This is a genomic window from Streptomyces sp. PSU-S4-23, assembly GCF_055632315.1.
This window is the reverse complement of record NZ_JBVMUU010000002.1, coordinates 3,650,355-3,674,280: the sequence shown is the minus strand read 5'-3', so window position 1 is coordinate 3,674,280 and position 23,926 is coordinate 3,650,355. Positions and strand designations below refer to the sequence as shown.

Genomic DNA, 23,926 nt, shown 5'->3' with positions numbered 1-23,926 from the left:
GTACCCCAGAGCCTTATGCCTCTGACCTCTGTGGAGCCTGGCTGCCGGTGTCCCCCACCGCCCTGGAGGCCGCCTGCCGGTGCTGCAGGGTGCGCCGGGTACGGTGCAGCCGGAGGGCGAGCTGGATGTCGAGTGCCCGTTCGGGATCCTGCCAGTCGGCTCCCAGGAGTTCGGTGATGCGCTCCAACCGTCTGGACACCGTGTTGGGGTGAACATGCAGGCTCGCCGCCGCGCGCGTGGGGCTCGTGGAGGAGGAGAAATAGGCGTCGAGGGTCCGGGTCAGTTCGGTGAAGCGCTGGGTGTCGTAGTCCAGTACGGGGCCGATCACGGCCTCGATGTAGTCGCCGATGTCGTGGGTCTCGGAGAGCAGGACACCGAGGAAGCCCATCTGCTGTGGGGTGGCGACGCCACCGAGGTTGCCCAGCTCGGTGAGCGCCTCCAGGCAGCTGAGGGCCTCGCGGTGGGCCTGTGCCACGCGGCCCGGGCCCGAAACGGGCCCGGCCGCCCCGACCGTGACGGGATGGCCGACGAGCGGCGCAAGCTCCCCGGACACCGCGGTGGCCGCCGCGAGCGGGTCCTCGCCGGGGACCAGCAGCGTCACACAGCCGTCACGGAATCTCATGAGCCCGGACACGCGATGGGCGTACGACGACGCCCACGCCGCGGCCCGGCCTTCCGGACCTCCCTCAGGCCGGGCCACCACCATCACATGCGGTTCGTCGATGGAGATGCCGAGGCGGCGAGCCCGCGGGATCATCTGGCGCGGCTGCGGCGGGATGTCGCTGAGCAACTCCTCTAACAGTTCGTCACGGATCTGGTCGTGGGCCACCGTCGAGGTGCGCTGCAGCAACAGGATGAGGGCGACCGCCCGCGCGGTGAGCTGGAGCAACCGCACTCCGAAGCCGTCCGTGAGCGGCTGGTCGGGGACCAGCAGAATGGCGCCCAGGTTCTCGCCGCCGGCGGTGACCGGCGCGACCCAGCCGCCCTCGGACATGGGCACCGGGCAGCCGGCCGCGTGGGCGTCGTAGGTCCACCTGAGCACGTCGTCCTCGGCGAGTTCGGGCGGCGTACCGGTCACGACGACCGTTCGTCCGAGGCAGTCCCTGACGACCAGTGCCCCCGACAGCTCCTCGACCGCCGCTTCGGCGAGGGTCTGCGGGTCGCAGCCGCTGAGCACCAGGTCGATCAGCCGGATGTAGGCGGCCTCGACCCGGCGCTGCACGTCGAGACTGCTCCTGGCGCGGGAGGTGTCCAGTTCCAGCTCGGTCACCTCGGCGCGGGTCTCCTCCAGCAGCCGCGCGCGTTCGATGGCGACGCCGGCGAGCTTGCCGAGTGAGCGCATGAGGCTGATCTCGTCCGGCGTGAAGTGCCGCACCTTCCGGTCGGCGCCGTAGAGGGTGCCGAAGACCGTGGTGCCGTAGCCGAGCGGAACCGCCAGGATGGCGTGCAGACCTTCGGCCCGTACGACGGCATCGATGTCGGGGACGTGCGGAATGTCCCTGTCGGTCAGGTAGTCGGGGCTCCAGGCGGGCGCCCCGCTCCGCTGGACAAGGCCGCCGAGGCCGGAGTCGTCCTCGGTCTTCAGGCCCACGCTGAGTGAGGTGGTCTCGCCCTCCGCCGCGCGGATGGAGGAGGCCCGGCCCTCGCCGTCCGCGTCGCGCAGTCCGATGTAGGCCATGTCGAAGTTCAGCAGTCGGCGTGCCCGTCGTGCGATCTCGTGCAGGAGCGCGTCCATACCGTGCACCAGGGTGAGGTCGTGGGCGGTGTCGACGAGCGCGGCGAGTCCGGCCTCCCGCTGCTGTGCGTGGCTGATCAGGGCCTGGACGCGCGAGGCCAGGCGGACGGCCTGGTCGAGTTCCGCAAGGGTGTCGTCGGAAGCCTCCTCGTGCCGGGCGGCGCGCAGCAGTTCCTCGAACCGCGCTGCCGGCGCCCCCTCGGCGAGCAGTTCCAGCACGGACATCCCATCCGGAGAGGCGGCCGACACCAGTCCCCCCATCATCATCCCCCGTGATCAAGCAAGTCGGTCGTTAGGGAGCCTAAACTTGGGGCCCCGCGGAGGCAACTGCTTGCCGCATATGATCGTACTGGTGTTCCCGTGCGGGGTGGCCGAGTCACCCGTCTCCCCGGTCAACTGTGTGGTCGGATCACCTGTCGCTCGTCGGGGATGTCACGGAAAGATCGAGCCCGGTCTGTGAGCACGGGGATGTGAACGGTGACCGGGAACGCCGGAGTCGGTGCCCGGCGCGCAGAGGGGAACGTCGGGGCGGGATGTCCGAGATCAAGAGTTATCTACGTTCGCTCGAACGCAGCCGTGACTCCATGCGAGCGGAACACCGGCCCAGGGTCTTCTCGCTGTGCGGAAGGGAGTGGGACCTGCTCGACACGGTCTTCGCCCCTGTGCACGCGGGCACCACCGAGATCGTCCTGGACATGCTCGGCCTCTCCGATCCCGAGTGCCCCCCTTGGCGCGGCGCGTTTCTGGAGATCGGCTGCGGCACCGGAGTCGTCGCCGTGACTGCCGCCCTCGCGGGCTGCGAGCGGGTCGTCGCCTCCGACATCAACGCCGAGGCGGTGGCGAACGCACTGCTCAACGCGCAACGGCACGGGGTCGCCGACCGGGTCTTGGCCGTGCACAGCGACCTGTTCGAAGCGCTGCCCGCCGGGCAGCGCTTCGACACCATCGTCTGGAGTTCGCCGTACGTCCGCGCACCGGAGGACTACCGGTTCGCCACTCCCCTGGAACGTGCCTATGTGGACCCCGGATACGAAGCACACCGCAGGTACGTGGACGAGGCACCGCGTCGGCTGACCAACGACGGCCGGGCCCTGCTGCACTTCAGCAGCAGAGGGGACATGGACGGACTGCACCGGATCGCCGAGGAAACGGGGCGGCGGTTGCGGGTGCTCGGGAGGCACGTCATCGTCGACAGAGGAGACGTGGTCGAGCACTTCCTGGTGGAAATACGTTCCGGCGAGGAGTCGTCGGAGGTGTACGACGGCGCCGTGCACCGCGGCGGGCCGCGTACCCAGCCCGCCTGAACGATGACCCAGCCCGCCTGAACGATGACTCAGTCCGCCTGAACCGCCGTCAAGAGCTCGTCCCAAGCGGCACGCTCCCTCGCGATCGCGGCGGCCTCCAGGTCGCGCGCGAGCGAGTCGAGGACGATGCCGGACCATCCGTACGCGTCCAACACCCGGCAGGCTGCGGCCTGTTCACCGGAGAGGGTGTCGCCGTGGAACCCCTCGCCGAGGTCCAGCGCTTCGAGCGCCTGCTGAGGCAGGGCGTGCAAGGTCATCCAGGCGATGAGCCGTTCGACCCGGTCCAGCGCGGCTCGACGGGATTCCGGCGCGTTCTCCGACGTCCAGAGCAGCCGTTGGGGGCGGGCGCCGTCGGCAACCAGGGAGCGCCAGTGCGAACCGCCGAGGCTCTCCTCGTAGCGGCGGTAGACGAGCCGCGCGGTGGCCACCCCGGCCTGTCCGCGCAGCGCGGCGGCGCAGGGATCCGCCGAGCCGTCCAGCAGCGCGTCGACGCCGGCGTTGAGATGGCCGATGTCCAGGGAGACGAGCGAGGCGACGGCGGACGCGGCGTGACCGTCGGCCGTGGCGCGTTCCAGGCCGCGGAAATAGGCGTCCACCGCCTGGGCGTACCGCTGCACGGAGTACACGGAGGTGACGTGCACGCCGACCCCGTGGGCGAGCACGTCACCGGCGGCGGCAAGTCCCGTGACCACGGCGGGGATCCGGATCAGTACGTTGGGGCGGTCGACCATCTCCGCAAGCCGCCTGGAGTGGTCGGCCATGGCCTCGGCATCCGCGGCCAGGCGGGGCGCGATGCCCAGGGAGACCCAGCCGTGCAGGCCCTTCGTCGCCCGGAACATCGGTTCCAGCGCGGTGCAGGCCGCACGGACGTCCTCGGCGATGAGCGCATAGACGCGATCCTCGGCCGAGGCGGCCGCGCTTGAGAGCCGGCTCAGCTGGTCCCCGTAGACGGTGGTGTTCGAGACGGCGCGTGCCACGGCCGCGGGCCGGGAGATGACACCGCTGACCAGTCCGTCGGCCACCAGTCTTTCCAGGCTGCCGTCGGCCAGCCGGCCGCGATGGTAGTCGTCCAGCCAGAGGCCGACCCCCTCCGCCGCGAGTTGGTCCAGGACGCCACTGCGTCGCGAGCGCGGACACGTGGTCAATGACTGCCTCCGCTCCAGCAGTCCAATCAGATGCACAGGGCATCCACAATTCTAGGGTCTGGCACCACGCTTCTGTGCATGCAGCGATAACGGCCTAGTCACCGCGTGATCACGTCGCGGACACCTGACAAAGTGCGCGGCGCGGGGTTGCGTTTCGGCTCGTCATGTGTTCCGGAAGGCTGTGGGGTGATACCTGACAAACTAAGTCCGTTCGCGTTGCAGGCGGCGACGGCGGCATGTGAGGCTCCCCGTGAACTGGTGAGTGAGTGAATGCAGAGTTCTCTGGAGGGACCTTGACCGCAGGGCTCGACGGACGGTCGCCCGTGATTCGCCGCGACGGCGAGGGGATTTCCCGGCTCTGGGGGAAGGGGTCGGTGGTCACCACGAAACTCTCCGCCGAGGAGACCGGTGGCACGCTGGGCATCACCCACTTCAGCGCGGTGATGGGAGAACGCGCACCGCGCCACACCCACACGCTCGAGGATGAGATCTTCATCATCGAGGGAGGGGAAGTCCTCCTCACGGTCGGAGACGGCACCGAAATCGTCAACGGCGCCGGTGTGCTGTTCCTTCCGCGTGGCATACCGCATTCCTACCTGGTGGAGAGCGAAACCGCCCGTTTCTATGTCGTCACCACGCCTGGCGGATTCGAGAGGTTCTTCTCGGAGGCCGGCTACCCGACTGGGCTGGGAAATTCGGCGCCGGTCGGTGAATCGTGGTCGGTCGACCGCACCATGGAATTCGCGGAGAATCTCGGGCTCGGCATGATCTGGGGCGACTGACCGCTCGGCGTCTACCGAACCTGTGTGACCGTCCAAAAGCTTGCACCCCGATACAGAAAGAGAACGCGAGTTCCATGAGAAGACGAAGCGTCCTGGCCGGCACGGCCGCCGCGATAGCCGCCACGACTCTGGACGTCGGCCCCGCCGCGACGGGCGCCGCCGCCGCTTCCGCCGCCCCCGGCTCTGACGCCGTCACCGTCCTTCCGGGCGACGCCCGCTATGCCGATCTCGTCGTCGGCAACAACTCCCGCTGGGTCGCCCGGCCCGATTCCGTGCGGCTGGTGCGGAGCACCGAGCAGGTGGTGCGGGCCGTTCAGGAGGCCGTGGACGGCAACAAGCGGATCTCGGTGCGCAGCGGCGGCCACTGCTACGCGGACTTCGTCTTCAACTCCGAGGTCCGGGTGGTCATCGACACCTCCCTGCTCGACACCATCGCCTACGACGAGGAGCGCAAGGCCTTCGAAGTGGGTGCCGGATCGACGCTGCTCCATGTGTACGACTCCCTCTTCAAAGGCTGGGGCGTCACCATCCCCGGTGGCATGTGCTACTCGGTGGGGATGGGCGGTCACATCAGCGGCGGCGGCTACGGAATGCTGTCCCGACGGCACGGCCTGACCGTCGACCACCTGTACGCGGTCGAGGTGGTCGTGGTGGACGCGAACGGCAAGGCGCGCAGCGTGGTGGCCACGCGCGAGGCCGACGATCCCCACCGCGACCTGTGGTGGGCGCACACCGGCGGTGGCGGCGGCAACTTCGGCGTCATCACGCGGTACTGGTTCCGCAGCCCCGGTGCCACCGGCGTCGAGCCCTCGTCGCTGCTGCCCAAGCCCCCGAAGGAAGTTCTGGTCAGCGCGCTCGCCCTTCCCTGGAGCGAGCTGGACAAGGACTCCTTCACCTCGCTGGTGCAGAAGTTCGGCGCCTGGCACGAGAAGAACGGCTCCGCCGACTCCGCCGCGGCTTCCCTGTGCAGCTTCCTCATGATGAATCACAAGGCGAACGGCGGCATCGGTCTGCTCACCCAGATCGACGCCACCGTCCCCGACGCGGAGAAGGTGCTCGGCGACTTCCTCGCCGAGGTCACCTCCTCGCTGCCCGACGCGGCGGTACGCCCGATGTCCGAGCCGGTCGGTGAACTGGGCGCGCTCCCCGGCCTGTTCACGCCGCAGCGCCTGCCATGGCTGCACTCGGTCAAGCTGCTGGGTACGAGCAACCCGACCCTGACCAACCCGACGCTGCGCGGCCACCACAAGTCCGCCTACCTGCGCAAGAACGTCACCGCGGCGCAGGCCGCGGCGATGTACCGGCACTTGACGCGCACCGACCACGAGAACCCCGCGTCCATGGTCGTCCTCCTCTCGTACGGGGGGAGGATCAATACCGTGGGCTCCGGCGACACCGCGTCGGCGCAGCGGGACTCGATCTTCAAGGGGCTGTTCCAGAGCTTCTGGCCGAGTGCCGAGGACGACGCCGCGAACATCGGCTGGGTGCGTGACGTGTACGGCGAGGTCTTCTCGGCGACCGGCGGATATCCCGTTCCCGGCGCGGCCACGGACGGCTGCTACATCAACTACCCGGACGCGGACATCACCGACACGAGTGTCAACACCACCGGCGTGCCCTGGTACACGCTCTACTACAAGGGCAACTACCCGCGACTGCAGGGTGTCAAGGCCGCGTACGACCCTCGGAACACCTTCCGGCACTCGCAGTCCGTCACCCTTCCCGACCACACGTGAGGCGAGCTGTGCAGCAGCGTGATGTCGCCGCGGCGGAGCGGACGAAACCGGGCGCAGGGACTCTCGAAGCGGCAGGCGACAGGAGAAGAGGCGTCGCCTTCGCCCTGCTGGCGTCGGTCCAGTTCGTGCTGATCCTCGCCATGAGCGTGCTCAACGTCGTCCTCCCCGACATCCAAAGCGAGTTCGGACTCGACCGCGCCGAACTCGCCCTGCTCTCGGCCTCCTACGGCATGTCGTTCAGCGGACTGCTGCTGCTGGGCGGCCGGCTGTCCGACCTGTACGGGAACCGGCGGGTGTTCCTCCTCGGTACCGCCGTGTTCGGCGCGAGTTCGGCGCTGGCGGGGCTGTCCACGGGGCTGTGGATGCTGCTGGCGGCGCGCTTCCTCCAGGGGGCTGGTGCCGCACTGGCCGTACCGGCCGCGATGGCACTGGTGAGTGTCGTACACCCCGAGCCCGCGCGGTACGCCCGTGCCATGGCGGTCTGGGGCGGGCTCGCGGCCTCCGGCGGGACCGCCGGAATGCTGCTGTCCGGGGTGGTGGCTTCGTGGAACTCCTGGCGCTGGGCGTTCGTCGTGCCCGTCGCGGTGGCGGCGGTGACACTCGCCACCGCCTCGCGGCTGGTCCCCGAAGGCGCGGCTCGCCGGGGCGGCCGGCTGGATGTCCTCGGGGCCGCCCTGGTCACCACCGGGATCGCTCTGCTGAGCTACGGCCTGGTGGAGGCGCCGGAGCGAGGCTGGACCTCCCCGGTGGCCCTGGGCACCCTGGCCGGCGGCGGTGCGCTGCTGCTGGGCTTCGCCGTCACCGAGGCACGGGTGCCGCAGCCGCTTCTGCCGCTGTCGTTCCTCGCCTCCCCCCGCAGGGCGACGGCCTTGCTGACGGTCTTCCTGGGTGCCGCCGGGATCACCACGATCTTCTTCATGCTCGCGCTGTACTTCCAGGAGGTACGGGGCTATTCCGCGCTGGAGACGTCGGCGGCGTTCCTGCCCTTCGGACTGACCCTGGTCGTCGGCGGCCTGGTCGTGGGCAGACTGGTGCAGCGCTTCGGCCCGCGCGTGGTGCTGGTCACGGGGCTGGCGGTCGCCGGGCTGGGGCTGGCGGCGCTGGGCCTGATCGGCACGGACACGCCGTACGTGGGCGCCGTACTGGCCGGGCTGGTGCTCTTTCCCGCAGGAGCGGTACTGGTGTTCGCCGGATCCACCGTCACGGCGACCACCGACGTCCCGCAGGAGCAGGCCGGTCTCGCCGGCGCCGTGGTCAACACCGCGCTGGAGGCCGGGCCGGCCATCGGTCTCGCCGTCCTGGTGACCCTGGCCGCGGGCCGCACCACGGATCTGGTGCACCAGGGCAGGAGCACGGCGTCCGCCCTGACCTCCGGCTACGGCTTCGCCTTCACCATCGCGGCCATGGCCTTCGCCGCCGCCGCGGTGTGCGCGCTCGTCCTGCTGCGTCCTCGCCCGTCCCGGGACGGCGGGTGAAGGAGCCCGGTGCTTCCGCCACTTGGGCACCCCGCATTTCCATCCGCTACGACACGTCGCCAAGGAGCATCCCCATGACCGCCCGATTCAAGGACAAGGTCGTCATCGTCACCGGGGCCGGAGCCGGCATCGGCCGGGCCAGCGCCAGGGCCTTCGCCCGCGAGGGCGCCACCGTGGTCGTCTCCGGAGCCAGGCCGGAATCCATCGAGGAGACCGTGCGGCTCGTCGACGAGGACGGCGGCACCGCCGGCGCCGTCGTCGCCGACGTCACCCGGCCCGAGGACATGGAGCGCCTGGTGCGCACCACGGTGGAGCGCCATGGCGGCCTGCACATCGCGCACAACAACGCGGGCGTCTTCGGCAAGCCCACCCCGGTCGGCGACCTGGACCTGTCCGTGTGGCAGTCTGTGCTGGACGTCAACCTGAACGGTGTCCTGCTCAGCATGCAGCAGGAGATCGCGCACATGCGGGCGCACGGCGGTGGCGTCATCGTCAACACCGCGTCCAACATCGGCTACCACGGGCGCCGCCCCGGCATGGCCGCCTACGCCGCGTCCAAGGCCGCCGTGAGCACCCTCACCCGGGTCGCCGCCCTGGACCACATCAAGGACGGCGTGCGCATCAACGCGGTGAGCCCCGGCGCCACGGACACCAGCATGTCGCTGCGCCCCGGGGAGACCGACGCCGACCGTGCGGCCCGGCTGGCCACGACGGTTCCGATCGCCCGTGTCGCGACGACGGACGAGATCGTCAACGCGGTGCTGTGGCTGGCGTCCGACGAGTCGAGCTTCGTCGTCGGCCACGACCTCGTCGTCGACGGGGGAGTCACCAGCTGACCGCGCCACCCGGTTTCCTCAACAGATCCACCCGTCCCGGCCCCGTGGCCCGAATGTGCCACGAGGCCGGGACGCGTGCTTTCCGGGACTTTGCCGGGCCCCGGTCGGATGAATTTGTCCCGGCCCGTGGACGAATTCGCCCTGCCCCACCGGAACATGACGAAGTAGCGATTCCCCCCTTCACGAGGATTCCTCAATTCCGCAGAATCGGTGAAAGCAACTCACGGGTTCAGCCGAAGAAATCCTTCTTCATCCCCCACGAGAGGAACCGAGTTGAACAGCGAGCTCGCTCACATCGAATCGCTGCCCGCGCTGCAGCAGCCCGATTGGCAGGGCCATCCCGAGACGGAGCGGGTGAGGCGCGAACTGAGCGCGCTGCCACCGCTCGTCGAGGCCGCGGACGTGGCCCGGCTGCACGACCACCTCGGGGCGGTCGCCCAGGGGCACGCCCAGGTCGTCCAGACCGGTGACTGTGCCGAGGACTGGGCGGAGAACGGCCGGGTGGACGTCGCCCGCAAGGCGGCCGTCCTCGATCTCCTGGCGGGTGTCATGCGCGTCAACGCGGGCAGGCCGGTGGTGCGCGTGGGCCGGATCGCCGGCCAGTACGCCAAGCCGCGCTCCAAGCCCACCGAAACGGTCCGGGGCGTCGAACTGCCCGTCTACCGCGGCCACATGGTGAACGAACCGAACCCCGATCCGGTGCTGCGGCAGCCCGACCCCCGGCGCTTGCTGACCGGCCACGCGGCCGCGCGCGAGGTCATGGGACACCTCGGCTGGGCCGGCAGCGCCCAGCGCGCGCAGGCCCCCGTGTGGACCAGTCACGAGGCCCTCCTCCTCGACTACGAACTGCCCATGCTGCGCCGGCAGGACGACGGCGGCCTGTTGCTCACCTCGACGCACTGGCCGTGGATCGGCGAGCGCACGCGACAGGTGGACGGCGCCCATGTGGCGCTCCTGGCGGCCGTGCGCAACCCGGTGGCCTGCAAGGTGGGACCGACCATGACGCCGGGGGAACTGCTGCGCCTGTGCGAGCGGCTGGACCCCGACCGCATCCCCGGGCGGCTGACGCTCATCGCGCGCATGGGTGCCGGTACGGCACCCGAGAAGCTCCCCGCCCTGGTCGCCGCCGTACGCGGCGCCGGGCACCCGGTGATCTGGCTGTCCGACCCGATGCACGGCAACACCGAGTGCGGGCCCGACGGTCTGAAGACTCGTTTCGTGAAAAACGTCATACGCGAGGTCGAAGAATTCCAGGAATCCGTGGCGTCGGCCGGCAGAATTCCCGGCGGCCTGCACCTGGAAACCACGCCGGACCAGGTCACGGAATGCGTCGCCGACCCCACGTGCCTGGATTCGGTCGGAGACAAGTACACGAGCTTCTGCGACCCGCGGCTCAACCCCCGTCAGGCCGTGGAGGTTGCCTCGGCCTGGCGTCGCTGACAAGGAGACCTGTTCACTATGCGGGAAAAGATCACGCTGGTCACGGGCGCCGCGGGCGGAATAGGCGAAGCGGTCGTCCGCACACTGGGCGAACGCGGCGCTTCGGTGGCCGCCGTGGACAAGGACGGCGACCGGCTGAGCGAGCTGGTCGGGAAACTGGCCTCTGCCGGGCTGCGGGTACGGGCGTTCCCCGCCGACGTCACCACGAGCAGCGAGGCCGAGCGTCTGGTCGCGGACGTCGAGGAGTCCCTGGGACCGCTCGACCACCTGGTCAACGGGGCGGGCGTACTGCGCCTCGCGAAGACCCGGGACCTCACCGACGCGGACTGGGCGGCGACGTTCGCGGTCAACGCCACAGGGGTGTTCTTCATGTCGCGCGCGGCGGTCAACCGCATGGTCCCGCGGCGCTCCGGTGCCGTCGTCACCATCGCGTCCAACGCGGCGGGCACGGCACGCATGGACATGGCCGCGTACTCGGCGTCCAAGGCCGCGGCGACCATGTTCACCAAGTGCCTCGGCCTCGAGGTCGCCCAGTACGGCATCCGGTGCAATGTGGTCGCCCCCGGCTCCACCGAGACCTCGATGCTCACGTCCATGTGGAAGGACGACCACGGGCGCACCGCGACCCTCGAAGGCTCGCCCGACGCCTACCGCGTCGGCATACCGCTCGGCAAGCTGGCCCGCCCCTCGGACGTGGCCGACGCGGTGGTGTTCCTCCTGTCGGATCAGGCCTCGCACATCACGATGCACGACCTCACCGTCGACGGCGGCGCGACCCTCGGTGTCTGACGACCCAAGCGATACGAGGAAGAACATGCCAGGGATACCCCCCATCCAGCCCTACCCGATGCCCACGGCCGGGGACCTGCCCACCAACGCGGCGGCATGGCAGGCCGATCCGGACCGCGCGGTCCTGCTCGTCCACGACATGCAGCGCTACTTCCTCCGGCAGTTCCCCGAGGGCGAGGCGCCCGGTGCCGACCTCGTGCGGAACGCGGCCCGGCTCCGCGAGCAGGCGGTCGCCTTTGGCATGCCCGTCGCGTACACCGCGCAGCCGGGCGGCATGACCGACGAACAGCGCGGACTGCTCAAGGACTTCTGGGGATCGGGCATGCGCGTCGCCCCCGCCGACCGGGAGGTGGTGGAGCCTTTGGCGCCGGGCCCGGACGACTGGCTGCTCACCAAGTGGCGCTACAGCGCGTTCTTCCGGTCCGACCTGCTGGACCGGATGCGCACCCACGGACGCGACCAGCTGATCCTCTGCGGTGTGTACGCGCACATCGGGGTGCTGTCCACCGCGGTGGAGGCGTTCACCAACGACATCGAGACGTTTCTGGTGGCCGACGCCGTCGCCGACTTCTCCGAGGCGTACCACCGGCTGGCTCTGGACTACGCCGCCGAGCGTTGCGCCCTGGTCACCACGACGAAGTCCGTGATCGAGGAGCTCGGCCGATGAGCGAGGAGAACCCCCGTGCGGCACACGACCTGCTCGACCGGGTTCTCGGGCCGCGGCCGCCCGCCTTCGCGCTGCTGCACCGCCCGGAAGTGAGCGGCCCCGACACCCTGGAGGTCCTGACGGGTACGGCGTCGACGGTGGACGCCGTGGCCCGGATACCCCTGAGCGGGGACCCCGATCCCGACGCCGGGGCGCGCCAGGAGGTCCTGGCGCTGATCCCCTACCGTCAGGTCGCCGAGCGCGGCTACGTCTGCGCCGACGACGGCGAACCGCTGATCGCGATCACCGTGGAGGAGCAGGCCCGCGTCGCGGTGAGCGACACCCTGCGGCGGCTGCCGGACGAGCCGGTCGCGCTCAGCGGCGGCGCCTTCGACCTGGACGACGACGAATACGCCGGCATCGTCCGCAAGGTGATCGCGGACGAGATCGGCACGGGCGAGGGAGCGAACTTCGTCATCAAGCGGTCGTTCGTCGCCGACATCACCGACTACACGGTGCACAGTGCCCTGGCGTTCTTCCGGCGGCTGATGGAGCGGGAGCAGGGGGCGTACTGGACGTTCGTCGTGCACACCGGCGAGCGCACCTTCGTCGGGGCCTCCCCCGAGCGGCATGTGAGCCTGCGGGCCGGCCGGGCCGTGATGAACCCGATCAGCGGCACCTACCGCTATCCGCCCTCCGGCCCCACCCTGCCGGGGGTGATGGACTTCCTCGCCGACCGCAAGGAGGCCGACGAGCTGTACATGGTCGTCGACGAGGAACTCAAGATGATGGCGCGGATCTGCGACCCCGCTCCCCGGGTCGTGGGGCCGTATCTGAAGGAGATGGCGCGGCTCGCGCACACCGAGTACTTCATCGAGGGCGCGAGCGACCACGATCCCCGCACGATCCTGCGGGAGACCCTGTTCGCACCGACGGTGACGGGCAGCCCGCTGGAGAGCGCCTGCCGGGTGATCAACCGGTACGAGCCCCGCGGGCGCGGCTACTACAGCGGTGTGGCCGCCCTGATCGGACAGGACGAGCGGGGACGGCGCACACTCGACTCCTCGATCCTCATCCGCACCGCCGACATCGACGGCGCGGGTCGGCTGAGCATCGGTGTCGGTGCCACCCTGGTACGGCATTCCGACCCGGGCTCGGAGGTCGAGGAGACCCGGGCCAAGGCGGCCGGACTCCTCGCCGCTCTGGGCGCCGAGGGCTCTGCGCGCCTCGCCGAACACCCGCGGGTGCGCCAGGCCCTCGCGCAGCGCAACGACTCGATCGCCGGGTTCTGGATCGGCGGGCATGCCCACCGAGAGGGACAGCGGCCCGGACTGGCCGGCCGCCGGGTCCTCGTGGTGGACGCCGAGGACACCTTCACGTCCATGATCGGCCACCAGCTGCGGTCCATGGGGCTGAAGCCGACGGTTCGGCGCTTCGACGAGCCGTACTCCTTCGACGACCACGAACTCGTCGTCATGGGGCCCGGACCCGGCGATCCGCGCGCCACCCGTCACCCCAAGATCACACACCTGCGGTCCGCACTCCACGCGCTCCTGGACCAGCACCGGCCCTTCGTCGCCGTCTGCCTGAGCCATCAGGTGCTCAGCACCCTGCTGGGCCTGGAACTGGTGCGCCGACCGGTTCCCAACCAGGGATTCCAGCGGGAGATCGACCTGTTCGGAGCACGGGAACGGGTCGGCTTCTACAACACGTTCGCCGCCCGCAGCGCACAGGACGCGTTCGAGGTTCCGGGTGTGGGGATCGTCGAAGCGAGCCGGGACGACGACACCGGAGAGGTCCACGCGCTGCGCGGGCCGGGCTTCGCCTCGATGCAGTTCCACGCCGAGTCCGTGCTCACACAGGACGGCGTACGCATCATCGGTGAGGCACTCGAGGGGGTGCTGCGCCCGTGCGAGTGGTGATCGCCTGGTGGGACCTCGACCGCTCCGAGCAGACCATCGCCTCGCTCCGGGACTTCCTGCGCGACGAGGCCGTGGACCGCTTCTCCCGGGTGCCGGGGCTGCGCCTGAAGGTGTGGATCTCGGACGAGCGCACCAACCGGTGGGGCGCCGTCTTCCTGTGGGAGTCGGCGCGGGCCGCAGCCGCGCCCATTCCGGCCAGGGCTGCCGAACTCATCGGGTATCCGCCCACCGAGAGGCACGTCTTCGATGTCGAGGCCACCGCGGAGGGCGCCTATGACACCGCCCGGCTGGCCCGTCTGGGTCTCGCCTTCACCGGCTGAGCCCGCGCTCCACGAAGTGCCACGTGCTGGAGGACAGTCCATGACGGACACGACCGCGCAACCTGCCGGGGGGACGGCCCGTATCCCCGGCTCCAAGAGCATCACCAACCGCGCCCTGCTGCTGGCCGCGGCCGCGAGGGGCACCTCCCGGCTGCGGTTCCCGCTCGTCAGCACCGACACCGTCGCCTTCCGTACGGCGCTGGCGGACCTCGGCTTCCGGGTCGGGATGGCGGACCGTGACGAGGTCTGGGAGGTCACCGGTGTGGGGCGCGGTCCCACCGGGAGGACCGACGTCTGGTGTGAGGACGCCGGAACGGCGGCCCGTTGCCTGCCGCCCTTCGCGGCCGTGGGCCACGGCCGTTTCGTGTTCGACGGCAGCGCTCAGCTCAGAGAGGAACTGCGACGGCTGTTTCCCGTGGCCTCTCAACCGACTTCTTCACAGCGACAAGGATCACGATGAAGGTACTCATTGCCGGGGGCGGCATCGGCGGCCTCGCGGCCGCACTGAGCATCGCGCGCCGCAGCCACGAGGTCGTCGTGCTGGAACGAAGGGACACCTTCGGTGAACTGGGTGCGGGCATCCAGCTGGGCCCGAACGCCTTCCACGCCCTGGACTGCCTCGGTGTCGGCGCGGCCGCACGGCAACGCGCCGTCCACATCGAGGAGTTGCGGTTCATGGACGGCACCACCGGGCAGCGGGTCGCGAGCATGCCACTCACCGGCGCATACCGCGCCCGCTTCGGCAATCCCTACGCCGTCGTGCACCGAGGCGACCTCTACCAGACGCTCCTCGACGGCTGCGTCGCGGAGCGGAACATCACGCTGACCACCAAGTGCTCCGTGACCCGGTACGAACAGGACTCGGAAAGCGTCACGGCGATCACCGACACCGGGCAGCGTTTCACCGGCGCGGCGCTCATCGGCGCCGACGGCATCCGTTCCGCCCTGCGGAGCCGGCTCGTCGGGGACGGCGCGCCGCGTGTGTCCGGCCACACGATCTACCGGTCCGTCATCCCCATGGAGCGGGTTCCGCAGGAACTGCGCTGGAACACCGTCACCTTGTGGGCCGGCCCCAAATGGCACTTCGTCCACTACCCCATCGGCGGCGGGAAGTTCCTCAACCTGGCGGTCACCCGCGACGACGGTGCACAGGACGTCGTGGTCGGCAGGCCCGTCGAGCGGACGCACGTCCTGTCCGAGTTCCCCGAACTGAGTGACACCGCCCGGCAACTGCTGGAACTGGGGACCGACTGGAAGGAATGGGTCCTGTGCGACCGCGACCCGGTCGAGCGCTGGACGGACGGCCGCGTCGCCCTCCTCGGTGACGCCGCGCACCCCATGCTCCAGTACGCGGCCCAGGGCGCCTGCATGGCCCTTGAGGACGCCGTCGTCATCGGCCAACTGCTCGCGGGAGCCGCCGGAGACGTCCCCCAACGCCTGGAGAAGTACAACGCCGAGCGGTACGAGCGCGCCGCCAGGGTGCAGCAGGTGGCCCGTGCCATGGGTGAACAGCTCTACCACCCGGCCGGAGACGCCGCTGCCGCCCGCAACGCAATGCTGTCCTCCTACACGGTCGACGAACTGTACGACGAGGTCGAGTGGCTGCACGGGGCTCGCATCGGCGGGGCGGGAGAGCACCGTTGAGCAGGTTGCGCTGGCTGACCGCGGGGGAGTCCCACGGTCCCGCACTCGTGGCGACGCTGGAGGGCCTCCCCGCCGGCGTGCCGATCACCACGAAGATGGTGGCGGACCACCTGGCCCGGCGCCGGCTCGGCCATGGGCGTGGGGCGCGCATGAAGTTCGAGCGCGACGAGGTCACCTTCCTGGGCGGTGTGCGGCACGGCCTGACCCTGGGCTCCCCCGTCGCGATCATGGTGGGCAACACCGAGTGGCCCAAGTGGGAGCAGGTGATGGCGGCCGATCCGGTCGATCCGGAGATCCTGGACGGTCTCGCCCGCAGCGCCCCGTTGACCCGCCCGCGCCCCGGCCACGCCGATCTGGCGGGCATGCAGAAGTACGGCTTCGACGAGGCCCGGCCGGTCCTGGAGCGCGCCTCGGCCCGGGAGACCGCGGCCCGGGTGGCGCTGGGCGCGGTGGCGCGGTCGTACCTGAAGGAGACGGCCGGCGTCGAGATCGTCGGCCATGTCGTCGAGCTGTGCTCTGTGAGGGCGCCGCAGGGCGTGTACCCGACCCCGGCGGAGGTCGAGAGGCTGGACGCGGACCCGGTGCGCTGTCTGGACGCGGACGCGTCGAAGGCGATGGTCGCGGAGATCGACCAGGCCCACAAGGACGGCGACACCCTCGGGGGTGTGGTCGAGGTGCTGGCCTACGGGGTGCCGGTGGGCCTGGGCTCGCATGTGCACTGGGACCGCAGGCTGGACGCCCGGCTGGCGGGTGCGCTGATGGGTATCCAGGCGATCAAGGGCGTGGAGATCGGCGACGGCTTCGAGCTTGCCCGCGTGCCCGGCTCCAAGGCGCACGACGAGATCGTCAACACGCCGGAGGGCATCCGCCGGGCCTCCGGCCGCTCCGGTGGCACCGAGGGCGGCCTCACCACAGGTGAGCCGCTGCGGGTCCGCGCCGCGATGAAGCCGATCGCGACCGTGCCGCGGGCGCTCCAGACGGTGGACGTGACGAACGGTCAGGCCGCGCAGGCGCACCACCAGCGCTCCGACGTCTCCGCGGTCCCCGCGGCCGGCATCGTCGCCGAGGCCATGGTGGCGCTCGTCCTCGCGGACGCGGTGGCGGAGAAGTTCGGCGGTGATTCGGTGGCCGAGACCCGCCGCAACGCGCGGTCCTACCTCGACAACCTGGCCATCCGATGAGGCAAGCGCCTGTGGTGGTGCCGGTCGGGCCACCGACGGCCATGCGCCCGAAGACGTGGCCCGAGCGAGCCTGGACGCACCGGAGCCGAAAGAAGCCGCGGTCTCGGTCGGCATGCACTTCGCCGCCGGACCGGGGCGCCTCGCGGGGCCGGCCGGACGACGCGACGGCCGACCGCCACCGCACGATCCTCGAATCGGTCGGACGGGAGCGCAGAAGGGCGGCCAGCGGCTCATGCCACTGCCGGTCCGGGTTCCGGGATTCCGGTAGACCCGGCCGTCCGCGGCGGCCCCGGGGAACCATGTGAACCGGCCCCTGGGAGACGGTTGTTGTCGCGACCGGGTCTCGGCATGATGGGTGCCGCACGCCGTGCACCGACGCTGACCGTCCCTCGCCGCTGCGTGTTGAGGCCCGGACGGGATCCATGTCGCGATATAGCGTTAGTCTTCTGCCTGCGCCGCTGCCCGCGTCGCGCGGAGACGTTCGACAGGACCAGGACAAAGCATGTCGGGAGAGATGTCGCCAACCGGGAAGCGCACCGGCCCCGGCTCGTCGCCCGGGCTGCGGGCCTCACACGCGGACCGGGACCGGGTGGTGGATGTGCTGCGTGTCGCGGCGGGGGACGGCCTGCTGACCATGGACGAGTTGGACGAGCGCCTGGAAGCCGCCCTGTCGGCGCGGACTCTGGGCGAACTGACCGCGCTCACCGCCGACCTGCCGCCCGTACCGGCCACCGTCGGTGCGACCGGAGCAGAGGTCAAGGACGTGGTCCGGATCGAGCAGGTCCACAGCGGCGCGATCGAGCGCGTGGGGCGCTGGGTGGTGCCGCGGAGGCTGGAGCTCGCGGTGACGTACTGCGAGGTGACGCTCGACTTCACTGACGCAGTGGTCACGCACGACACCCTGCGGATCGACGTGGACATGACGGGAAAGACCCTGACGCTGGTCACGAGGCCGGGCGTCGTGGTCGACACCGATGGTCTGCAGCTGGTGCACAGCGGGGTCAAGTACCGCCGGACCGCGGCGAATCCTGATGCACCGGTCACGCTGCGAGTGGAGCTGGTCGGCCGGAAGGCCCACGGCCGCGTGGTGGTGCGGCCCCCGCGCCGGACGTTCCGGCAGTGGCTGCTGCGCAGGCCCACGTCCCGTTCGGCGGGCGACTGACCCCGTCGTTGCGAACGGTCGCACGCATGCGCCGTCCGCCCTACAGCGGCTTCGCGAAGCACAGGCTCAGTTCGTGGAAGCGGTAGTAGCCGAACTTCTCACACGGCTCGTAGCCGCTGGAGGCGTACAGCGCCACCGCCTCCGGCTGCTTGGTGCCCGTCTCCAGGACCATGCGGGTGCGGCCCGCCGCGCGGGCGTCCTCCTCCAGCTCGGCCAGGATGCGGCGCGCCAGGCCCCGGCCGCGCAGCTCCTCTATGACGTACATCCGCTTGAGTTCGGCGTCCCCGTCCTGGTACCCGTCCTCGTTCTGCTCCTGGGAGCGCCAGCCGCCCGTGGCGACGGGACGGTCCTGTGTGTCGTAAGCGATGAGGAAGAGCCCGGCCGGCGGCATGAACATCGCCGGGTCCAGACGGGTGGCGTCGCCGCCGTCGCCGTAGCGCAGGTGGTACTCGGCCTGGACCTGGTCGTTGAGCTTGACGGCGTCCGGGTGGTCGAAGGAGACGCGGCGAATAATCATGCTGGTCATCGTACATCTATGCGGTATCCGGGGGCGGGGCTTCTCCCAGTGTGCCGGTATCGTTCGCGCGTGCTGACAGTGACCTCCGTGAACGTGAACGGGATCCGTGCCGCCGCGAAGAAGGGCTTCGTGGAGTGGCTGGAGGGTACCTCCGCCGATGTGCTGTGCCTCCAGGAGGTGCGCGCCGAGCCGGGGCAGATCCCCGAGGGCCTGCGCGCTCCCGACGGCTGGCACGTCGTGCACGCGCCGGCCGCCGCCAAGGGGCGTGCCGGGGTGTCGCTCTACACCCGGCGCGAGCCCGACCGTGTGCGGGTCGGATTCGGGTCGGCCGAGTTCGACGGCAGTGGACGGTACGTCGAGGCGGATCTGCCGGGGGTGACCGTCGCCAGCCTGTACCTGCCCTCCGGGGAGGTCGGCACCGAGCGGCAGGACGAGAAGGTGCGGTTCATGGGCGAGTTCCTCGCCCATCTCAAAGATCTCCGGGAGCGGGCCGCCGCCGAGGGCCGCGAGGTCGTCGTGTGCGGCGACTGGAACATCGCCCATCGCGAGGCCGACCTCAGGAACTGGCGCGCCAACCAGAAGAACTCGGGGTTCCTGCCCGAGGAACGGGCCTGGCTGGGCCGGGTCCTCGACGAGAACGACGGCGGGTACGTGGACGTCGTGCGGGCCCTGCACCCCGACGCCGAGGGGCCTTACTCGTGGTGGTCGTACCGCGGACGCGCGTTCGACAACGACACCGGCTGGCGCATCGACCTGGTCTGCACAACGCCCGGCATCGCCGAGCGTGCCGTGAAGGCGTACGTGGAGCGTGCGGCCACACACGCCGAGCGCTGGTCGGATCATGCCCCGGTCACGGTCGTGTTCGACCGGTAGGCGGACGCACGGCACGTCTCCGGTGTCCGGTTCGTGTGGGGGACGGCCGCACGTGCCGCGCGCCGGCCCGGCCGTGCGCCGGTGACGGTGGTGCACGGCCTTCGGCGGCGCGCTACGGGTGCCGGTCGCGCCGCTGGGTGCGGTGCTCCTCGTACCGGCGCAGCCGTCGGTCCAGTGCCAGGGACAGTTCCGCCTCCGCCACGCTCTTCGCCAGGGGGCGCAGGCGCTGGACGTCCTCGGGGGAGCGGCCGTGGGTGGCCACCAGGTCCGTGAAGACGTCCGCGAGGGCCTCGGCGTGCTCCCGTACGCGGCGGGCGGCGGCCAGGACGTCGGCGAGCGGAATGCCCTCGCGGACCAGGGCCGCCGAGACGTCCAGCAGGCGGCGGCTGATGTGGACGATCTCGCCGCCGTCCGTGCCGAGGTAGCCGAGGTCGAGGGCCGCCGCGAGGTTCTCCGGCGTCGCCTCGGCGCCGAACACGTCGGCCAGGGCCTCGGGGGTGAGGCGTACGGGGGTCTCCTCGGTGGGCGCGCCGACGCCGAGCAGGTCGCCGACATCGCGTCCGTGGTCGAACGCCTCGGCCAGCTCCGCGATGCCGCTGAGGGTGTGGCCGCGCTCCAGGAGGGCCGATATCGTGCGCAGCCGGGCCAGGTGCGTCTCGTCGTACCAGGCGATGCGGCCTTCCCTGCGGGGCGGCTGGATCAGCTTGCGCTCGCGGTAGAAGCGCAGGGTGCGCACCGTGATGCCGGCCTCCTCGGCCAGTTCCTCCATGCGGTACTCGCGCCGCTCCCCGTGGTCTGCCACTCCCGCACCCTACGTCGTACTCCGGGTAACTTTCCTCGGTCCACCCCCTACCCATCGGTACGCGGCTGCCCTAACCTCCCATTGCGCCAGTGTTCACTGGCGTGGTCACACGGGTCCTTCTGGCCGAGCGTCAGGGCCCATGTCGTACGGACCGGGAGGCTTCGGATGGCCGAGAACGAGCATGTGCCTCATGTACGGGTGGCGGTGGTCGGGTCCGGGTTCGGCGGGCTCGGTGCCGCCGTGCGGCTGCGCCGGGAGGGCATCACCGACTTCGTGGTGCTGGAGCGCGCGGACAGCGTCGGCGGCACATGGCGTGACAACAGCTACCCCGGCTGCGCGTGCGACGTCCCCTCGCACCTCTACTCGTTCTCGTTCGCGCCCAACCCCGACTGGCCGCGCACCTTCTCCGGGCAGGAGCACATCCGGGCCTACCTGGAGCATGTGACCGATGTCTTCCGGCTGCGTCCCCACATCCGCTTCGGCTCCGAGGTGAAGCTGATGACGTGGGACGCGCGGAAGCTGCGCTGGGCGATCGAGACGAGCGGCGGACGGCTCACCGCGGATGTCGTCGTCTCCGCCACCGGGCCGCTGTCCGACCCGAAGATCCCGGAGATCCCCGGCCTCGACGGCTTCCCCGGCAAGGTCTTCCACTCCGCCCGCTGGGACCACGACTACGATCTGCGCGGCAAGCGAGTGGCCATGGTGGGCACCGGCGCGTCGGCCATCCAGATCGTGCCGTCCATCCAGCCCGACGTCGCGCACCTCACCCTCCTCCAGCGCACCCCGCCCTGGGTGCTGCCCCGCGTGGACCGCGCCATCAGCGGCTTCGAACGGGGGCTGCACCGCGCGCTGCCGCTCACCACCAAGCTGCGCCGCGGACTGCTGTGGGGCATCCGGGAGCTGCAGGTCCAGGCGTTCACCAAGCACCCCGACGAACTGGGCCTGGTCGAGCGGATGGCCAGGCGCAACATCGCCCGCGCGATCAAGGACCCGGCGCTGCGCGCCACGCTTACCCCCGACTACCGCATCGGCTGCAAGCGGATCCTGCTGTCGAACACCTACTACCCGGCCCTCGCGCAGCCCAATGTGGACGTGGTCGCCGCCGGGCTGAGCGAGGTCCGCGGGTCGGCCGTGGTCGCCGCCGACGGCAGTGAGGCCGAGGTCGACGCGATCGTCTTCGGCACGGGCTTCCACGTCACCGACATGCCGATCGCCGAGCGGGTCGTCGGCGCGGACGGCAGGACCCTCGCGGAGGCGTGGAAGGACGGGATGAAGGCCCTGCGGGGTGCCTCCGCGGCCGGCTTCCCCAACTGGATGACGATCATCGGACCGAACACCGGCCTCGGGAACTCCTCGATGATCCTGATGATCGAGTCCCAGCTCAACTACATGGCCGACTTCCTGCGGCAGCTGGACGTGCTGGGCGGACGGGCCGCGCTCGACGCCCGCACGGCCGCCGTCGACGCCTGGAACCACTCGGTGCAGGAACGCATGAAGCGCACGGTGTGGAACACGGGCGGCTGCACCAGCTGGTACCTCGACGCGGCGGGCCGCAACACCACCGTCTGGCCCGGTACGACCACGGAGTTCCGCAGCGCGACGCGACGCGTGGACCTGGCGGAGTACGAGGTGCTGAGGGCCCCGGCCGGCACCACGGGGACCGACGGGGCCAGGACGGACACCGCGGAGACCGTAGGGACCGCAGGCACGGCGGACACCGCAGACACCGAGAAGACCGCGACCGTGGAGGCGACGCGCGCATGAGCAGGCTGACCCATGTCATGAGCGGGCGGTACGCGCCTCCCGTCCCCGTCCGTGAGCTGACCGTGGTCTCCGCGGACGGCGCCCGGCTGCACGCCGAGGTGCACGGTCCCGACAGCGCGCCCGCCGTCGTGCTCGCGCACGGCTGGACCTGCTCGACCGCCTTCTGGGCGGCGCAGATACGGGACCTCGCCGCGGACCACCGGGTGATCGCCTACGACCAGCGTGGGCACGGGCGCAGCCCGGCGAGCCCCGCCTGCAGCACCGAGGCGCTCGCCGACGATCTGGAGGCGGTGCTCGCCGCCACGCTGGAGCCGGGGCAGAAGGCCGTCATCGCCGGGCACTCCATGGGCGGGATGACCGTGATGGCCGCGGCGGCGCGCCCCCGCTTCCAGGTGCACGCGGCGGCCGTCCTGTTGTGCAGCACCGGGAGCGCGCGCCTGGTCGCCGAGGCGCGCGTGGTGCCCTTGCGCGCCGGGCGCGTCCGCACCTGGCTCACTGCGCGCCTCCTGGGCTCGCGCGCCCCGCTCGGTCCGGTCACGCCCGTCGCGAAACGCATCCTCAAGTACGCGACCATGGGCCCCGGTTCGTCGCCGGAGATGGTCGAGGCGTGCGCCCGGGTGGTCCACGCCTGCCCGCGCGATGTGCGCCACGCCTGGTCGCTCGTGCTCGAAGGGCTCGATCTCGAAAAGGGCCTCAGGGAGTTGACGGTGCCGGCGCATGTCGTGGTCGGCACCGCGGACCGGCTCACGCCGCCGGTGCACGCGCGGACGCTGGTCGCGGCGCTGCCGAACTGCGTGGGCAGCACCGAGCTGCCGGGGCTCGGCCATATGACTCCGGTGGAGGCGCCGGAGCTGGTGACCGGGACGATCCGGGAACTCGTCACCGCGTACGCGGCGGATGCACGGATCGAGGAGGGCGCATGAGCAGGGTCGGTCTGGAGGGGCAGGTCGCGGTCGTCACCGGGGCCGCGCGGGGAGTCGGCGAACTGCTGGCGCGCAAGCTGTCGGCGCGCGGCGCGAAGGTCGCGCTCGTCGGCCTGGAGGCGGACGAGCTGAAGCAGGTCTCGGACCAGTTGTACGGGGACAGCGCCCACTGGTACGCCGACGTCACCGACCACGAGACGATGACGCGGGTCGCGCGGGAGGTGAAGGAGCGGTTCGGGAAGGTCGACATCGTGGTCGCCAACGCGGGTGTGGCGACCGGCGGTCCGTTCGCCGGTTCCGACCCCGAGGCGTGGCGGCGGGTGATCGAGGTCAATCTGGTCGGTTCGGCGGTGACGGCCCGGGCGTTCCTGCCGGTGCTGACCGAGAGCCGCGGCTATCTGCTCCAGATCGCCTCGCTCGCGGCGATCACGCCCGCGCCCATGATGACGGCGTACTGCGCGTCCAAGTCGGGTGTGGAGGCGTACGCGCACTGCCTGCGAACCGAGGTCGCGCACAAGGGCGTTCGGGTCGGGGTCGGGTATCTGTCCTGGACCGACACGGACATGGTGCGCGGCGCCGACCGGGAGGACGTGATGCGGGAGCTGCGTCAGCGGCTGCCGTGGCCGTCCAACAAGACGTATCCGCTGGGGCCGGCGGTGGACCGGATCGTGGCCGGGATCGAGCGGCGGTCGAGCCATGTGTACGCGCAGTGGTGGCTGCGGGGCATGCAGAGCGTGCGCGGGTATCTGCCGGGGATCATCGCGACCGTGGGGAAGCGGGAGATGCGGCGCTTCGAGCCGCGGCTCGCAGGAATGCGTACGGGGCTTGTCGGCGCGGGCGGGGAGGCCGACGAGGCGCAGCGCAGCGGGCGGTGACGGCCAGGGCGCGCCGAGGGACCGTACGCCGTGTCCCTCGCGCGCCCCGTCTTTG

At 70.8% G+C, this 23,926-nt stretch carries 22 protein-coding genes and 1 pseudogene; 19 read left to right on the top strand and 4 right to left on the bottom strand.

The genetic code is table 11. From position 1 onward, the window contains the following. Nucleotides 1–13 precede the first annotated feature (13 nt). Nucleotides 14–1,960: a helix-turn-helix domain-containing protein gene (locus ACZ79I_RS16830; protein WP_471498252.1), complete on the bottom strand. Its 1,947-nt coding sequence runs from the start codon at nt 1,958–1,960 to the stop codon at nt 14–16. A gap of 308 nt (nt 1,961–2,268) precedes the next feature. Here ACZ79I_RS16830 and ACZ79I_RS16825 point away from each other — a divergent pair, with 308 nt between their 5' ends. After that, nucleotides 2,269–3,039, top strand: a complete 771-nt coding sequence (locus ACZ79I_RS16825; RefSeq protein WP_471498251.1) for a methyltransferase — start codon at nt 2,269–2,271, stop codon at nt 3,037–3,039. Nucleotides 3,040–3,068: 29 nt separating this feature from the next. On the opposite strand, the gene ACZ79I_RS16820 is transcribed toward ACZ79I_RS16825, so the two are convergent. Continuing rightward, nucleotides 3,069–4,184: a transaldolase family protein gene (locus tag ACZ79I_RS16820; RefSeq protein WP_471498250.1), complete on the bottom strand. Its 1,116-nt coding sequence runs from the start codon at nt 4,182–4,184 to the stop codon at nt 3,069–3,071. A 293-nt stretch (nt 4,185–4,477) separates the two neighbouring features. Between ACZ79I_RS16820 and ACZ79I_RS16815 the strand changes: the two genes are divergently transcribed. The 14 genes and pseudogenes from ACZ79I_RS16815 to ACZ79I_RS16750 all read left to right on the top strand — a co-directional run bounded on the left by ACZ79I_RS16815 (nt 4,478) and on the right by ACZ79I_RS16750 (nt 18,117). Further along, the gene (locus ACZ79I_RS16815) at nt 4,478–4,966 is read left to right on the top strand and encodes a cupin domain-containing protein (RefSeq protein ID WP_471498248.1); all 489 of its coding nucleotides are present in this window, start codon (nt 4,478–4,480) and stop codon (nt 4,964–4,966) included. Nucleotides 4,967–5,040: 74 nt separating this feature from the next. Beyond that, nucleotides 5,041–6,702, top strand: a complete 1,662-nt coding sequence (locus ACZ79I_RS16810; protein WP_471498247.1) for an FAD-binding oxidoreductase — start codon at nt 5,041–5,043, stop codon at nt 6,700–6,702. An 8-nt stretch (nt 6,703–6,710) separates the two neighbouring features. Then, nucleotides 6,711–8,177 (top strand): MFS transporter, encoded by a 1,467-nt coding sequence (locus tag ACZ79I_RS16805; protein ID WP_471498245.1) that lies wholly within the window; start codon nt 6,711–6,713, stop codon nt 8,175–8,177. A 74-nt stretch (nt 8,178–8,251) separates the two neighbouring features. Then, nucleotides 8,252–9,013, top strand: coding sequence for an SDR family NAD(P)-dependent oxidoreductase (locus tag ACZ79I_RS16800; RefSeq protein WP_471498244.1), 762 nt, complete (start codon nt 8,252–8,254; stop codon nt 9,011–9,013). 273 nt (nt 9,014–9,286) lie between these two features. Further along, nucleotides 9,287–10,453, top strand: a complete 1,167-nt coding sequence (locus ACZ79I_RS16795) for a 3-deoxy-7-phosphoheptulonate synthase (protein WP_471498243.1) — start codon at nt 9,287–9,289, stop codon at nt 10,451–10,453. An 18-nt stretch (nt 10,454–10,471) separates the two neighbouring features. Then, the gene (locus ACZ79I_RS16790) at nt 10,472–11,242 is read left to right on the top strand and encodes a 2,3-dihydro-2,3-dihydroxybenzoate dehydrogenase (RefSeq protein ID WP_471498241.1); all 771 of its coding nucleotides are present in this window, start codon (nt 10,472–10,474) and stop codon (nt 11,240–11,242) included. A 25-nt stretch (nt 11,243–11,267) separates the two neighbouring features. Continuing rightward, the gene (locus tag ACZ79I_RS16785) at nt 11,268–11,909 is read left to right on the top strand and encodes an isochorismatase family protein (RefSeq protein WP_471498240.1); all 642 of its coding nucleotides are present in this window, start codon (nt 11,268–11,270) and stop codon (nt 11,907–11,909) included. Next, nucleotides 11,906–13,810, top strand: coding sequence for an anthranilate synthase family protein (locus tag ACZ79I_RS16780; RefSeq protein WP_471498239.1), 1,905 nt, complete (start codon nt 11,906–11,908; stop codon nt 13,808–13,810). The genes ACZ79I_RS16785 and ACZ79I_RS16780 overlap by 4 nt, the downstream gene beginning before the upstream one ends. After that, complete coding sequence (locus tag ACZ79I_RS16775; protein WP_471498237.1) at nt 13,798–14,130, top strand: YdhR family protein; 333 nt, start codon at nt 13,798–13,800, stop codon at nt 14,128–14,130. Before ACZ79I_RS16780 ends, ACZ79I_RS16775 begins: the two co-directional genes overlap by 13 nt. Nucleotides 14,131–14,170: 40 nt before the next feature. Next, nucleotides 14,171–14,590: a hypothetical protein gene (locus ACZ79I_RS16770; RefSeq protein ID WP_471498236.1), complete on the top strand. Its 420-nt coding sequence runs from the start codon at nt 14,171–14,173 to the stop codon at nt 14,588–14,590. Continuing rightward, on the top strand, nt 14,587–15,774 hold the full coding sequence (locus ACZ79I_RS16765; protein ID WP_471498235.1) for a 3-hydroxybenzoate 6-monooxygenase: 1,188 nt from the start codon (nt 14,587–14,589) through the stop codon (nt 15,772–15,774). The genes ACZ79I_RS16770 and ACZ79I_RS16765 overlap by 4 nt, the downstream gene beginning before the upstream one ends. Further along, the gene (gene aroC / locus ACZ79I_RS16760; RefSeq protein ID WP_471498233.1) at nt 15,771–16,955 is read left to right on the top strand and encodes a chorismate synthase; all 1,185 of its coding nucleotides are present in this window, start codon (nt 15,771–15,773) and stop codon (nt 16,953–16,955) included. The genes ACZ79I_RS16765 and aroC overlap by 4 nt, the downstream gene beginning before the upstream one ends. Nucleotides 16,956–17,049: 94 nt before the next feature. Continuing rightward, a pseudogene (locus ACZ79I_RS16755) lies at nt 17,050–17,158 on the top strand (3-dehydroquinate synthase); the annotation flags it as partial. Nucleotides 17,159–17,457: 299 nt separating this feature from the next. Then, a complete protein-coding gene (locus ACZ79I_RS16750; protein ID WP_471498232.1) occupies nt 17,458–18,117 on the top strand; it encodes a DUF1707 SHOCT-like domain-containing protein in 660 nt (219 codons plus the stop codon). A 40-nt stretch (nt 18,118–18,157) separates the two neighbouring features. Here ACZ79I_RS16750 and ACZ79I_RS16745 read toward each other — a convergent pair whose 3' ends face one another. Beyond that, the gene (locus ACZ79I_RS16745; RefSeq protein ID WP_471498231.1) at nt 18,158–18,634 is read right to left on the bottom strand and encodes a GNAT family N-acetyltransferase; all 477 of its coding nucleotides are present in this window, start codon (nt 18,632–18,634) and stop codon (nt 18,158–18,160) included. Between the two features lie 48 nt (nt 18,635–18,682). Here ACZ79I_RS16745 and ACZ79I_RS16740 point away from each other — a divergent pair, with 48 nt between their 5' ends. After that, nucleotides 18,683–19,507 carry an exodeoxyribonuclease III gene (locus ACZ79I_RS16740; protein WP_471498229.1) on the top strand — a complete coding sequence of 275 codons (825 nt, stop codon included), beginning with the start codon at nt 18,683–18,685 and terminating at the stop codon, nt 19,505–19,507. Between the two features lie 112 nt (nt 19,508–19,619). Here ACZ79I_RS16740 and ACZ79I_RS16735 read toward each other — a convergent pair whose 3' ends face one another. Further along, nucleotides 19,620–20,276 carry a MerR family transcriptional regulator gene (locus ACZ79I_RS16735; protein ID WP_471505003.1) on the bottom strand — a complete coding sequence of 219 codons (657 nt, stop codon included), beginning with the start codon at nt 20,274–20,276 and terminating at the stop codon, nt 19,620–19,622. 198 nt (nt 20,277–20,474) lie between these two features. Here ACZ79I_RS16735 and ACZ79I_RS16730 point away from each other — a divergent pair, with 198 nt between their 5' ends. The 3 genes from ACZ79I_RS16730 to ACZ79I_RS16720 are packed head-to-tail and all read left to right on the top strand — an operon-like array spanning nt 20,475 to nt 23,871. Continuing rightward, nucleotides 20,475–22,073 (top strand): flavin-containing monooxygenase, encoded by a 1,599-nt coding sequence (locus tag ACZ79I_RS16730; RefSeq protein ID WP_471498228.1) that lies wholly within the window; start codon nt 20,475–20,477, stop codon nt 22,071–22,073. Beyond that, nucleotides 22,070–22,996 (top strand): alpha/beta fold hydrolase, encoded by a 927-nt coding sequence (locus ACZ79I_RS16725; protein ID WP_471498227.1) that lies wholly within the window; start codon nt 22,070–22,072, stop codon nt 22,994–22,996. The genes ACZ79I_RS16730 and ACZ79I_RS16725 overlap by 4 nt, the downstream gene beginning before the upstream one ends. Beyond that, complete coding sequence (locus ACZ79I_RS16720) at nt 22,993–23,871, top strand: SDR family oxidoreductase (RefSeq protein WP_471498225.1); 879 nt, start codon at nt 22,993–22,995, stop codon at nt 23,869–23,871. Before ACZ79I_RS16725 ends, ACZ79I_RS16720 begins: the two co-directional genes overlap by 4 nt. Nucleotides 23,872–23,926 lie beyond the last annotated feature (55 nt).

Coding starts and splice junctions, on each gene's coding strand:
- ACZ79I_RS16830 (WP_471498252.1), bottom strand. CDS start 1,960: ATGTCCGTGCTGGAACTGCTCGCCGAGGGGGCGCCGGCAGCGCGGTTC.
- ACZ79I_RS16825 (WP_471498251.1), top strand. CDS start 2,269: ATGTCCGAGATCAAGAGTTATCTACGTTCGCTCGAACGCAGCCGTGAC.
- ACZ79I_RS16810 (WP_471498247.1), top strand. CDS start 5,041: ATGAGAAGACGAAGCGTCCTGGCCGGCACGGCCGCCGCGATAGCCGCC.
- ACZ79I_RS16800 (WP_471498244.1), top strand. CDS start 8,252: ATGACCGCCCGATTCAAGGACAAGGTCGTCATCGTCACCGGGGCCGGA.
- ACZ79I_RS16790 (WP_471498241.1), top strand. CDS start 10,472: ATGCGGGAAAAGATCACGCTGGTCACGGGCGCCGCGGGCGGAATAGGC.
- ACZ79I_RS16785 (WP_471498240.1), top strand. CDS start 11,268: ATGCCAGGGATACCCCCCATCCAGCCCTACCCGATGCCCACGGCCGGG.
- ACZ79I_RS16780 (WP_471498239.1), top strand. CDS start 11,906: ATGAGCGAGGAGAACCCCCGTGCGGCACACGACCTGCTCGACCGGGTT.
- ACZ79I_RS16770 (WP_471498236.1), top strand. CDS start 14,171: ATGACGGACACGACCGCGCAACCTGCCGGGGGGACGGCCCGTATCCCC.
- ACZ79I_RS16765 (WP_471498235.1), top strand. CDS start 14,587: ATGAAGGTACTCATTGCCGGGGGCGGCATCGGCGGCCTCGCGGCCGCA.
- ACZ79I_RS16750 (WP_471498232.1), top strand. CDS start 17,458: ATGTCGGGAGAGATGTCGCCAACCGGGAAGCGCACCGGCCCCGGCTCG.
- ACZ79I_RS16745 (WP_471498231.1), bottom strand. CDS start 18,634: ATGATTATTCGCCGCGTCTCCTTCGACCACCCGGACGCCGTCAAGCTC.
- ACZ79I_RS16735 (WP_471505003.1), bottom strand. CDS start 20,276: ATGGAGGAACTGGCCGAGGAGGCCGGCATCACGGTGCGCACCCTGCGC.
- ACZ79I_RS16730 (WP_471498228.1), top strand. CDS start 20,475: ATGGCCGAGAACGAGCATGTGCCTCATGTACGGGTGGCGGTGGTCGGG.
- ACZ79I_RS16725 (WP_471498227.1), top strand. CDS start 22,070: ATGAGCAGGCTGACCCATGTCATGAGCGGGCGGTACGCGCCTCCCGTC.
- ACZ79I_RS16720 (WP_471498225.1), top strand. CDS start 22,993: ATGAGCAGGGTCGGTCTGGAGGGGCAGGTCGCGGTCGTCACCGGGGCC.